This window comes from Streptomyces sp. NPDC015127, assembly GCF_043080095.1.
In the GTDB taxonomy this organism is placed as follows: Bacteria; Actinomycetota; Actinomycetes; order Streptomycetales; family Streptomycetaceae; genus Streptomyces.
On the sequence record NZ_JBIBVE010000003.1, the window covers coordinates 49,274 to 61,609 of the forward strand.

Genomic DNA, 12,336 nt, shown 5'->3' on the forward strand with positions numbered 1-12,336 from the left:
AGACCGAGAGAAGACTGAGCCATATGGCCACCACTTCGCTTGACCTGGCCAAGGTCCGCAACATCGGGATCATGGCCCACATCGACGCGGGCAAGACGACGACCACCGAGCGCATCCTGTTCTACACCGGTGTGAGCTACAAGATCGGTGAGGTCCACGACGGCGCCGCCACGATGGACTGGATGGAGCAGGAGCAGGAGCGCGGCATCACGATTACGTCCGCCGCGACGACCTGTCACTGGCCGCTCGAGGACGTCGATCACACGATCAACATCATCGACACGCCGGGTCACGTCGACTTCACCGTCGAGGTGGAGCGTTCGCTCCGCGTCCTCGACGGTGCCGTCACGGTGTTCGACGGTGTCGCCGGTGTTGAGCCGCAGTCCGAGACCGTCTGGCGTCAGGCGGACCGCTACGGCGTTCCGCGTATCTGCTTCGTCAACAAGCTCGACCGCACCGGTGCCGAGTTCCACCGCTGTGTTGACATGATCAAGGACCGCCTCGGCGCGACCCCGATCGTCATGCAGCTCCCGATCGGTGCCGAGGCCGACTTCAAGGGCGTCATCGACCTCGTTCGTATGAAGGCTCTCGTGTGGTCCGCCGAGGCCACCAAGGGCGAGATGTACGACGTCGTCGACATCCCCTCCACGCACGCCGAGGCCGCCGAGGAGTGGCGCGGCACGCTGCTGGAGACCGTCGCCGAGAACGACGAAGAGATCATGGAGCTGTACCTGGAGGGCAAGGAGCCCACCGAGGAGCAGCTGTACACCGCGATCCGTCGTATCACCATCGCGTCCGGCGTCTCCAAGGACACCACGGTCACCCCGGTGTTCTGCGGCACCGCGTTCAAGAACAAGGGCGTCCAGCCCCTGCTCGACGCGGTCGTGCGCTACCTCCCCTCCCCCCTGGACGTCGAGGCCATCGAGGGCCACGACGTGAAGGACCCGGAGGCCGTCGTCAAGCGCAAGCCGTCCGACGACGAGCCGCTGTCGGCCCTCGCGTTCAAGATCGCGAGCGACCCGCACCTCGGCAAGCTCACCTTCGTCCGGATCTACTCCGGTCGCCTGGACTCCGGCACCGCGGTGCTGAACTCCGTGAAGGGCAAGAAGGAGCGCATCGGCAAGATCTACCGCATGCACGCGAACAAGCGTGAGGAGATCGAGTCGGTGGGCGCCGGCGACATCGTCGCCGTCATGGGCCTGAAGCAGACCACCACCGGTGAGACGCTGTGCGACGACAAGAACCCGGTGATCCTGGAGTCCATGGACTTCCCGGCGCCGGTCATCCAGGTCGCCATCGAGCCCAAGTCCAAGGGTGACCAGGAGAAGCTGGGTGTCGCCATCCAGCGTCTCGCGGAGGAGGACCCCTCCTTCCAGGTCCACTCGGACGAGGAGACCGGCCAGACCATCATCGGTGGTATGGGCGAGCTGCACCTCGAGGTGCTGGTCGACCGTATGCGCCGTGAGTTCAAGGTCGAGGCCAACGTCGGCAAGCCGCAGGTCGCGTACCGCGAGACGATCCGCAAGGCCGTCGAGCGCGTGGACTACACCCACAAGAAGCAGACCGGTGGTACCGGTCAGTTCGCCAAGGTGCAGATCGCGATCGAGCCCATCGAGGGCGGCGACGCCTCGTACGAGTTCGTGAACAAGGTCACCGGTGGCCGCATCCCCAAGGAGTACATCCCCTCGGTGGACGCGGGCGCGCAGGAGGCCATGCAGTTCGGCATCCTGGCCGGCTACGAGATGACGGGCGTTCGCGTCACGCTCATCGACGGTGCCTACCACGAGGTCGACTCCTCCGAACTCGCGTTCAAGATCGCCGGTTCGCAGGCCTTCAAGGAGGCCGCGCGCAAGGCCAGCCCCGTGCTGCTCGAGCCGATGATGGCCGTCGAGGTCACCACGCCCGAGGACTACATGGGTGAGGTCATCGGCGACATCAACTCCCGCCGTGGTCAGATTCAGGCCATGGAGGAGCGGATGGGTGCCCGGATCGTCAAGGGTCTGGTGCCTCTCTCGGAGATGTTCGGCTACGTCGGAGACCTCCGCAGCAAGACCTCGGGTCGCGCAAGCTACTCGATGCAGTTCGACTCCTACGCCGAGGTTCCCCGGAACGTCGCCGAGGAGATCATCGCGAAGGCCAAGGGCGAGTAACTCACCCGGGTTCACGCTTTAGGCTTGACACCGTCCGCCGGGGCTTCGCCCCAAGACCTTCCGGGTCGTAACCCCGGCGGCCGGCTTCCCAGCAAAGATCACCTGGCGCCGATGAGTAAGGCGTACAGAACCACTCCACAGGAGGACCCCAGTGGCGAAGGCGAAGTTCGAGCGGACTAAGCCGCACGTCAACATCGGCACCATCGGTCACATCGACCACGGTAAGACGACCCTCACGGCCGCCATTACCAAGGTGCTGCACGACGCGTACCCGGACCTGAACGAGGCCTCGGCCTTCGACCAGATCGACAAGGCTCCTGAGGAGCGCCAGCGCGGTATCACCATCTCCATCGCGCACGTCGAGTACCAGACCGAGTCGCGTCACTACGCCCACGTCGACTGCCCCGGTCACGCGGACTACATCAAGAACATGATCACCGGTGCTGCCCAGATGGACGGCGCCATCCTCGTGGTCGCCGCCACCGACGGCCCGATGCCGCAGACCAAGGAGCACGTGCTCCTGGCCCGCCAGGTCGGCGTTCCGTACATCGTCGTCGCCCTGAACAAGGCCGACATGGTGGACGACGAGGAGATCCTGGAGCTCGTCGAGCTCGAGGTGCGTGAGCTTCTCTCCGAGTACGAGTTCCCGGGCGACGACCTGCCGGTCGTCAAGGTCTCGGCGCTCAAGGCCCTTGAGGGCGACAAGGAGTGGGGCCAGACCGTCCTCGACCTGATGAAGGCCGTCGACGAGAACATCCCGCAGCCCGAGCGTGACGTCGACAAGCCGTTCCTGATGCCGATCGAGGACGTCTTCACGATCACCGGTCGTGGCACCGTCGTCACCGGCCGTATCGAGCGTGGTGTCCTCAAGGTCAACGAGACCGTCGACATCGTCGGTATCAAGACCGAGAAGACCACCACCACGGTCACCGGCATCGAGATGTTCCGCAAGCTGCTCGACGAGGGCCAGGCCGGTGAGAACGTCGGTCTGCTCCTCCGTGGCATCAAGCGCGAGGACGTCGAGCGCGGCCAGGTCATCATCAAGCCCGGTTCGGTCACGCCGCACACCGAGTTCGAGGCCCAGGCCTACATCCTGTCGAAGGACGAGGGTGGCCGTCACACCCCGTTCTTCAACAACTACCGCCCGCAGTTCTACTTCCGTACCACGGACGTGACCGGCGTCGTGACCCTCCCCGAGGGCACCGAGATGGTCATGCCGGGCGACAACACCACCATGTCCGTCCAGCTGATCCAGCCGGTCGCCATGGAGGAGGGCCTCAAGTTCGCCATCCGTGAGGGTGGCCGGACCGTCGGCGCCGGCCAGGTCACCAAGATCACGAAGTGATTGCCGGTCTGACCTGGTAGCTCGCTGAGCTGCAAGAAGGGCCCCGCACCCTCAGGGTGCGGGGCCCTTCGTCATGTGCGGGCGGCGGCGGCCGCTGACCGGATCGTTCCGCCACCGGCCCGGATCGGGCCTGCGGTGGGGCTGTCGTACCTGGTCAGAATGGGTTCCATGAGACGAGCGCTGATAGTCATCGATGTCCAGGAGTCCTTCCAGGCGCGCCCGCTGTGGCAGCAGATCGCCGACCCCGAGATCGCCGAACCGGTGAACAGGCTGGTCCGCCTGGCCCGTTCGGCCGGTGACCTCGTCGTCTGGGTGCTGCACAACGAGCCCGGCAGCGGCGACGTGTTCGACCCGGCCCTCGGACACGTACGGCTGCTGAAGGAGCTGGAGCCGCCCGCCGACGGCGAACCGGTCCTGCACAAGACCTCGCACAACGCCTTCACCACGACCAACCTCCAGCAGCTGCTGACCGCCGCCGGGGTGGGAGAGCTGTGGGTGTGCGGCATCCGTACGGAGCAGTGCGTGGAGACGACCACCCGCGTGGGCAGCGACCTCGGCTACCGGATGGTCTTCGTCACCGACGCCACCACGACGAACCCGATCGGCGGCCTCAGTGCCGAAGCGATCATCGAGCGGACGGAGGCGGTCCTGCGCGACCGGTTCGCCCGGATCGCCACGGTGGCCGAGCTGGAGGCGGACCTGGGAGCATCCGGGGTGTGAGCCAGGTCGTCTTCGTCCTCGTCCCCGGTGTCCACCTGCTCGACCTGGCCGGGCCCGCCCAGGCCTTCGGCACGGCGGCGGACTTCGGCCAGCCCTACCGGCTCGCGTACGTGGCCGAGCAGGAGCAGGTGCCCAGCGCCCAGGGGCTGCCGCTGGCCGCCCGGACCCGCTGGCCGGAGCTGGGACCGGAGGACCTGATCGTGGTGCCGGGCTGGCGCGCGCCCACGCTGCGCGGCGGCCCGCTCCCCGGCCCGTCCCTGCTGGAACGGCTGCGGGCCCACCACGCCGCCAGGGGCAGCGTCGCCAGCGTGTGCGCGGGGGCGGAGGCGCTGGGGCTGGCGGGGCTGCTCGACGGGCGCCGGTGCACCACGCACCACGGCCTCCAGGACGAGCTCGCGGCACGCCACCCGAGGGCGGTCGTCGTGAAAGACGTGCTGTTCACCACCGACGACCGGGTGGTGACCTCGGCCGGCATCGCCAGCGGTATCGACCTGGCGCTGCACCTGCTCGCAGGCCGGCACGGCCCGGCGTTCGCCGCGCGGGTCGCACGGGAGATGGTGGTCTACGCCCGCCGCAACGGACACGAGCCGCAGGCCAGTGCCATGCTGCGGCACCGCTCCCACCTGGACGACACCGTCCACCGCGTCCAGGACCTCATCGACGCGCGCTTCGCCGAACCCCTGCCGCTGGCCCGCCTCGCGGCCTTCGCCGGAGTCAGCGAACGCACGCTGACCCGGCTGTTCGTCCGTGCCACCGGCGGCCTCACGCCCCTGCGCTATCAGCAGACGCTGCGGGTCGAACGGGCCGAGCACCTGGTCGGCCACGGCGCGACGGTGGAGGGCGCGGCGCGCGAGGTGGGCTTCGAGGACGCGCGCATGCTGCGGCGGCTGCGGGCGCGGGCGTCTTTCTGAGGCGGGCTCGGATGCCGCGTAGGTGGAGCAACCTTCTGAGGCGTGCTCAGCTGCGACGCCGGGATGCTGCGCCGGTCGGGCCTCCTTCTGAGACTCCCTCAGCTGTCGCTCAGCCCTCGGTACCGGGGCGCGGCGACCACGTCCATGGGTGGGCGTCCGCACCCAGGCCCACGACCGTCGCGCCCTCGGCGCCCAGGTGCAGCGTGGGGGTGTCGATGCTCGGTGCGCCCGTCGTACGGGTCAGCAGGCCGCCCCCGAAGCGCAGCTGGATCCGCCCGCGCAGGTCCTTGCCGAGCAGCACCGCGCCGCCGGCGCCGGTGGCCGCGCGGACGGGCCCGTACCCCTCGAAGGGGACCGTCGGCAGCCGCCCGCCGTCGGGACGTACGCGCGTGAGACCGGCGGCCGCCGTGCCGCGGGAGTCCGTCGGCGTGGCCCGCTGGTAGGGGCGCTCCTGCCGGTACAGCAGCTGGAGGGACCCGTCGGCGGCCGTGAGCGCGGCCGGAGCGTCCACCGCGACCGGCAGCGCGCCCTCGGGGCGGTGGGCCACGGCCCCGCCGGGCGCGTCCTGCGCCCAGTGATGGACCGTGTCGTGGCCCGCGCCGAAGAGATGGACGCGGCCCCCGCCGTCGACCGCCGTGGTCAGGCCGTCCTGGATCGCGCCGCCCCCGAGGTCCTGCCAGCCGCTCCAGCGCCCGTCGGTCTGCCTGACCCGGCAGCTGACGCCCTTGTCCGCGTTGCGCACGAACAGGTGCACCCGGCCGTCCGGCGCCGTGACGGCCACCGGCACACCGATGCGCCGGCCGCGGTCGTCGTCGTACTCCGGATTGCCGAGCCCGCGCCAGGCGAGGAACGGGCCGCCCGCGGAGCGCTGCTCCAGCAGCACGACCTCCCGCGCGTTGTCCCCGCCGTGCCCGCCGAGCGCCGCGAACCGCAGCCCGAACAGCAATTGCCTGCCGTCCGCCAGCGCGGTGTGGCCGAGCGCGGGCGCGAGCGGGCCGCCGCCCAGGTCGTCCGGCTCGCCCCAGCGGCCGCTGCCCGGCTCCCTCTCCCGCCAGCGGACGGCCCGCAGTCCCAGCACCCCGTAGGCGGACAGCCGCCCGTCCGGTCCGGCCGCGACCGCGGTGCGGGGGCCGGGGTAGCGGTAGTGCGTGGAGCGGACCCAGCCCTTCTTGTTCGTGAGCGGACGTCTGCCACCGACGTTGTAGTCGCCGCAGCCGGCCGCGTTGCCGCAGTCCCAGTCCGCGTGACCGCCGTAGGGGACGAGTGCCGCCGCCTTGCGGCCCAGCACGGCGGCGGGGAGGTTCTTCGGCCAGTGCCGGTTGTAGTAGCCGCGGAAGGAGGTCGCCACGAAGGCCGGCACCTCGCCGCCGTCCTGCGTCGCCTCGGCCACCCAGCGGACCATGGCCGTCCAGCTGAACGACGCCACCGCGGTGTGGTCCGCGTGGTCGGAGTAGCCGCGCTGCTCGCTGTCCTTCCTGCGGGTCGCCTCGTCGCTGTGCTGGATGTCCGGGTCCGGGTCGAGGGTCTGCACGACGGTCGGCCGGTAGCGCTCCATCAGCCCGACGAGGACGTCGACCAGCTGGTCGTAGTCGTACGAGCCGGCCTTGCGGACGGGGGAGTCGTCGGCGACGACGGTCGCGAGCCCCAGCGCCCGGTCCCGCCACAGGCTCGGCAGGCCCAGCCGGCCGCCGCGAGCCGTGTGCATGGCGAGATTGAGGAAGATCAGCTCCACCCGGCGGGCGCCGTTCGCCAGGGTGTTGATCTCGGCGCGCAGGTCGCGGCGCAGGGTGGCGACGCCCTTCTGCCAGTCGGTGAACCGGTCGAGGCCCAGCAGCTCGGCGTACGCCTGGCGCAGCCCCTGCTGGCGGGCGGAGGAGTACGCGCTCTTGTCGGACGGGACGTCACGGTCCCCGGGTTTGCGGTTCCTGCCGTCCGCCTCGCCCGCGGTGACGTACACGCAGACCAGCGGCACCCCCGCTGCCAGCATCTGCTGCGTGTCCGGGTTCATGAAGTACAGGTCGTCGTCGGGGTGCGCCAGGATCTGCATCAGCTGTGCACGCCGGGAGCCGGATATCGGGATGCCGGGCGCGGGATCGGCCACCGGTCCCTTCCGCCGCGGGGCGGGCACGGAGCACGCGGCGAGTGTGCCCGTGCCGGCGAGGGCGGCGAGCGCGGCGGCGGCGGCGACGACACCGCGGCGGCGCGGTCCCCTCCGGTGGGCGGTGTCCTGACGGTCCTCGCGCGCGGCCGCGGGCAGCCCGCGGACAGCTCTGTCCTTCACCGATGGTGCTCCGTCCGCTTCCCCCCGCAGCGGACGGGCAGTGCCGTGCCCCCGTCTGCGTACCGTGATCTCCCCAGGTGCGGACGGGCCGGTCAGAAACCCCTTCCGCGCTCAGCAAGACGGCGGCGCGGCGGCCCGGGTTGCCTGGGAACGCGTGTGCGCTTCGCCGCTCGCCGCCACGGTCAGCGCAGCGTGGGCACGTCCCCGCCCTCGGCGCGCGTCAGCGTCACACCGGTGAGCCCCCGCAGCCACCGGTCCGCGATCCGTTCGATGACCGCGCGGTCCGGCGGGTTCGCGCCCAGGCCGATCGCGTGGCGGACCGGGTCCGTGCCGAAGGGGCGGGGCCAGGCGTGGGCGTCGGGGCACACCTCGGAGAGCTCGGCGAGCAGCGCGCGCATCCGTCCCCGGACCCGGCCCTCGGCCGGACCCGGCGGTACGGACACGACCGCCCAGGCCGCGTGCCGGCGGTGCAGCGGCGGCGGGGACAGCAGGCCGGCGGAGCCCTGCTCCAGCAACTCCCAGGCGCGGAACAGCTCCTGGGTGAGCAGGTCGCGCATGCCCGGCGTGACCTGGTCGCTGCACGGGCGCAGGGGCTCGGAGGGAGTCGTGATCACCACCGGCAGGTCAGCGCCCTCGGGCGCGCCCACCGGTTCACGCCAGTCCCAGGCCGCCCACGTCGCGAAGAAGTGCCGCAGCAGCTCGGCGGGCGGCACGTCACCGGCCTCGCGGACGGTACGGGCCGCGAGCAGCGACCACGCCAGGCCCGGCAGCCCGCCGAACGGTGCCGAGTCCAGGCCGCGTGCCCTCGCCCATGCCTTGACCGCCAGGGCCAGCCGGGCGAACGCCTCCCGACGGTCGCCGACGAGCGCGAGCACCGCTTCGGCGTCGCTGACGGCACTGAGCGCGACGGCCGCCGCCTCGCCCAGTTCCATGCGGTGCTCGACGGCGGTGGCGGGGTCGGCCGAACCGGTGGGTACCACGACCAGGTCCACGGTCAGGCCGCCGGCCTCCAGCCGCAGCCCGGGCACCCGCGCGCCGACCACCTCCCGCACGTCCTTCGCCTCGGGCAGCGCCGCCGCCAACCGGGCGCGTACGTCCGCCAGTCGGGTGTCGCCCGGCAGCGCCGCGACCAGGTCCAGGTCCGCGCCGGGCAGCGCGCAGCCCATCTGCCGGGAGCCGACCACGTGGACGACGCCGTCGCGGAGCGCGTCCGCGACCCGCTCCGCGATGCGCCCGGCGCGCGCGTCCGCCGGCGCGTCCGCGGGGGGCCCCGCGGGGCCCTCCGCGACCGGGACTGCGCCGGCCGCGGGCGGCTGCACGGCGGGTGGTGCGCCGGTGTCCCGCGGCGCACCGCCGCCGGTCGCGGACCGTGCCTCGGGGGAGCGGGGCGCGCTGCCGGTCGCGTCGGTCGCCTGCCGCCCGGCGTCGGCCGCTTCGTGCCGCTCGGCGCCGGGGATCCCCGGCGCGGGTGCCTCGTCCGGCACCCACCGCACCTCGCCGGTGCCCAGCGCCACCGTCGCCCGGACGCGCATCGGCTCGTCCCCCCGGCGCGACAGCAGTACCAGCTCGCCGATCCGGGCCGTCATGCCGCCGCCGAGCAGGGCCTCGCACCGCGCGGCCACGCGCTGCGGATCGCGGGTCCGCCCCAGGGACAGGTGAGGAGTGAACCCCTGTGCCCGCCCCTGCCGCCCCGCGCACAGGGGGAAGCGCTCCACCAGGGCCTCGTACAACCGGGCCCACGGCTCCTCGTCGTCCGCCGCCGGGTCGAGCCATACGGTGGCGTCCTCCCGGTGGCCGAACCAGTGCACCCCCTCCAGCCGCGCGGTGAACGGAGCGACCTCCGCCGCGGCCGCGGTGAGCAGCGGGGCCGCCCGCTCGAAGTCGGACTCGGGCAGGAAGCCGAACAGGACATTGACGTGCGGCGGCCAGCGGCGGATCTGGCGGTCGTGCTCCCGGCGGATGTGCTGGATCGGCGGCCACAGCTCCTGGGGAGGGAGCCATGCCACGGCCGTGCGGGGTGTCGGTCGCAACGCGAGCACGTCCGGCGGCGCGTCCCCGGCCGCGTCTTCGTCGAGGTCCAGGTCGGCCCGCACCCCGTAGTGGTCCGAGACGTACAGGCCCTCCGCCGTGGGCGCGTCGCCGTGCAGCACGGCCTCACGCACCCGCAGGCCCTCCGCACGCAGCAGCACCCGGTCCAGCCGGGAGGCCCGGCCGGTCAACGAGGACACCGCGGCCAGCGGATTGACGCCCGGGTCGAAGGTCGGGGTCGTATCGCCCCGGCCGTGGACCTCACTCCAGGCGTCGCGCATGCCGAGGGCCGCCGCCGGTGCCTCCGTGCCGTCGTTGAAGTCGCCCATCAGGACGACATCGCCGTCCAGAGCGCCCAACCCCTCGGCCACGGCGGCCAGTTCGGCATCGCGCCGTCCCGCGCCGTTCTCCGAGTGATCGCTGCTGAGGTGCGTCGCGGCGACCGTGACCGGCCCCGCGCCCGTCTCCACGACGAGCGCGGTCACCGCCTTGTGCGCGCCGAGCTCGTGGTGTGCGGCCTCGCGTACGGGCAGCCTGCTCAGCAGGAGCAGACCGCATTCGTCGACGTCCCGCGCGCCCGGATCGGTGCCGAGCGTGTACGCGGCGCGCACCCACGGCTCGGCGAGCAGAATCGTCAGCAGCCGGGGCTCGACCTCCTGCAGCGCGATGACATCGGCGTCGGCGTCCCTGAGCGCGGCCAGCAGCAGCGGCCTGCGCAGGGCGGTGTCGATGCGGTCGGCGTCGTAGCGGTCCCACAGGGTGTTCCACGTCAGCACGCGCAGGGACGCCCCGGGCGCGGCCCCTCTGGGCGTGCGCGCCGGCACCCAGTCGGCGCCGTCCCACGCGTGCGGCGTCCGGGCGGCGAAGAACGGCGCCCGCAGTCGGCGCGCCTCGCGCACCCGCCCCGCGTCCGTGTCGTCGATCCGGTCCACGCCCGAGGTCCGGTCCCAGACCACCTCGCCGTCGGCCTCGAAGAACAGGACCCGGTGCCAGGGGATGTCGCCGCCGGGCACGAACGCGGGCAGCGGCAGGCGCTTCGGCGACGCTCCCCGCTGGAGGACGCCGATCACGAAGCGGGCCGGGTCGAAACGCGCGTCCCAGCGCACCCGGTGGTAGATCTCCTCGCTGGTACGCACCTCTACACCTCCTCCTCGATCGTCCCGCTCGCCCCGATGTACCAGGTGCGGTGTGCCTGACCCGGGTACGGCGGGCCGAAGCGGTGCAGCTGGGCGGCGAGGACCTGCGGCGGCACCGGATGCTCGCGTTCGCCGTTGCGCCGGACCAGCTCGTCCTCGTCGACCAGGACGACGGCGTGGGTGATCAGCGCGTCACGGCGCCGGGCGACCGCGTGCACCAGGGAGCGCTGCTGCTGATGGAGCGACGTCGCGTCCCACACCACCGTGCCTCCCGCGGCCAGGGCGGCGTCCAGCCGGTCGAGCCCCGTGCGCAGCACCTCCGCGTTGGCCTTCTGGTCGGCGCGTGAACCGCGGGCCTCGCGCAGGTCGTCGAGCGAGACGTACGCGTCCACCCCGGCGAGTCCCCGTGCGAACGTGCTCTTGCCGCTGCCCGACGGGCCCACCGTCTGGACCAGCTTCGGGAAGCCGCCCGTACGCCACCGCCACGTCGCCGCCACCGCCTCCTCGGCCGTGCCGATCCGCCCGAGTGCGTACGCCTCGCGCGCCTCGGCGCGGCAGCGGGCCGCGGCGTCCGGCACCAGGTCCGCGAAGACCTCGTCGAGCCCTGTCATCGGGGCGGCGTCCTCGGCGTGCAGGGCCGACCACTCCACCTGCTCGCGCGCCTCGGCGTCCGGTGCCGTCGCGCGCGCCACGGCGTGCAGGACGCCGAGGTCGGCGGCGTACGACATGCGCACCAGACCGGCCCGCCGGTCCTCGTCCGGGTAGGGCCGGTGCAGCGCCGGGGCCAGCCCGACGAGGTCCGCGACGCGCCGGGCGAGCGGCATGCCGCCCGCCGCGGCCACCTTCGGCGCGAGCCACGCCCGCCGGCTGCCGTGCAGCAGTGCGGCCAGTACGCCGGAGAGCCGGGCGTCGCCCAGCGTCCCCGCTGCCTCCAGCCTGCCGAGGGCCGCCGCGTCGCCGTCGGCGACCCCGACGGCGGCGGCCAGCGCCTCCGCGTCGGCCGGCGCACCCGAACGGACCGCCCACAGCGGCGCGTCCGGACCGAGCCCGTTCGCCACGACGGCCGCGTGCATCCAGTGCGTATCGGTCCGCACATGCCCGGCCCGCACCCACTTGGCCACGCGCCGCCCGAACTCCTCGGCCGCGAACCCCCCGGCGGTCCGGACGACGTACCCCTCCTGCCGCGTGAGGTCGAGCTTCAGCGCGCGCAGCGTCTTCTCGGCGCTCCCGGCGTTTTCGCTGAGGAATCCCCGCCACAGCACGCGCGGCACGGGTATGCCGAGCTCCCGCAGGAACGCAACGGTCCGGTCCCAGTCGAGGCAGCGCCCGTCGGCGTCCCACACGGAGAAGCCGTAGAAGTAGCCGTCCAGGTCGTCGTACGCGATCGAGTGCCGGGCGTACATGTTCTCGCCGCACACCCGCCAGCCCTCGGGGACGGCATGGCCGATCCGGCCGTGCAGCGCCTTGACCCAGGCGCGCGACGGATGGTGCGCCGAGTCGAGCGAACGGGCGTGCAGACCGTCGCTGTAGAGCGTGGTGTTCTCACCGTCGAGCTTCTCTGTGACGACGACCTCGCGGCCGAGCAGCCCGTCCAGGCCGGTGACCCGTACGTCGTCCGCGGTCGCCCCGGGCGACCAGGGCAGATGCCGTGTCCGTGGATAGTGCGTACGCATGGTCACCGTTCCCCCGTGAAAGCCGCTGCGCCGTCACTTTAAGTGTGCGCGCGGATGTGCCTCGACGGGTTTTCCGCGCGGGTGACCGTATC

At 72.4% G+C, this 12,336-nt stretch carries 7 protein-coding genes; 4 read left to right on the forward strand and 3 right to left on the reverse strand.

Annotated features, from left to right (window positions below; all coding sequences use genetic code 11):
* The first annotated feature begins 23 nt into the window (after positions 1 to 23).
* The 4 genes from fusA to ACF08N_RS06500 all read left to right on the forward strand — a co-directional run bounded on the left by fusA (position 24) and on the right by ACF08N_RS06500 (position 5,126).
* A complete protein-coding gene (gene fusA / locus ACF08N_RS06485; RefSeq protein WP_392323475.1) occupies positions 24 to 2,150 on the forward strand; it encodes an elongation factor G in 2,127 nt (708 codons plus the stop codon).
* Positions 2,151 to 2,301: 151 nt separating this feature from the next.
* Entirely contained in the window at positions 2,302 to 3,495 is a 1,194-nt protein-coding gene (gene tuf, locus ACF08N_RS06490; protein WP_392323476.1) for an elongation factor Tu, read from the forward strand.
* Positions 3,496 to 3,663: 168 nt separating this feature from the next.
* Positions 3,664 to 4,215 (forward strand): cysteine hydrolase family protein, encoded by a 552-nt coding sequence (locus tag ACF08N_RS06495; protein ID WP_392323477.1) that lies wholly within the window; start codon positions 3,664 to 3,666, stop codon positions 4,213 to 4,215.
* Positions 4,212 to 5,126, forward strand: a complete 915-nt coding sequence (locus ACF08N_RS06500; protein ID WP_392323478.1) for a GlxA family transcriptional regulator — start codon at positions 4,212 to 4,214, stop codon at positions 5,124 to 5,126. The genes ACF08N_RS06495 and ACF08N_RS06500 overlap by 4 nt, the downstream gene beginning before the upstream one ends.
* 109 nt (positions 5,127 to 5,235) lie before the next feature.
* Here ACF08N_RS06500 and ACF08N_RS06505 read toward each other — a convergent pair whose 3' ends face one another.
* The 3 genes from ACF08N_RS06505 to ACF08N_RS06515 all read right to left on the reverse strand — a co-directional run bounded on the left by ACF08N_RS06505 (position 5,236) and on the right by ACF08N_RS06515 (position 12,244).
* The gene (locus tag ACF08N_RS06505; RefSeq protein WP_392323900.1) at positions 5,236 to 7,383 is read right to left on the reverse strand and encodes a PIG-L family deacetylase; all 2,148 of its coding nucleotides are present in this window, start codon (positions 7,381 to 7,383) and stop codon (positions 5,236 to 5,238) included.
* A gap of 206 nt (positions 7,384 to 7,589) precedes the next feature.
* Positions 7,590 to 10,571 carry a poly(A) polymerase gene (locus tag ACF08N_RS06510; protein ID WP_392323479.1) on the reverse strand — a complete coding sequence of 994 codons (2,982 nt, stop codon included), beginning with the start codon at positions 10,569 to 10,571 and terminating at the stop codon, positions 7,590 to 7,592.
* A gap of 2 nt (positions 10,572 to 10,573) precedes the next feature.
* Positions 10,574 to 12,244: an RNA ligase family protein gene (locus tag ACF08N_RS06515; RefSeq protein WP_392323480.1), complete on the reverse strand. Its 1,671-nt coding sequence runs from the start codon at positions 12,242 to 12,244 to the stop codon at positions 10,574 to 10,576.
* Positions 12,245 to 12,336 lie beyond the last annotated feature (92 nt).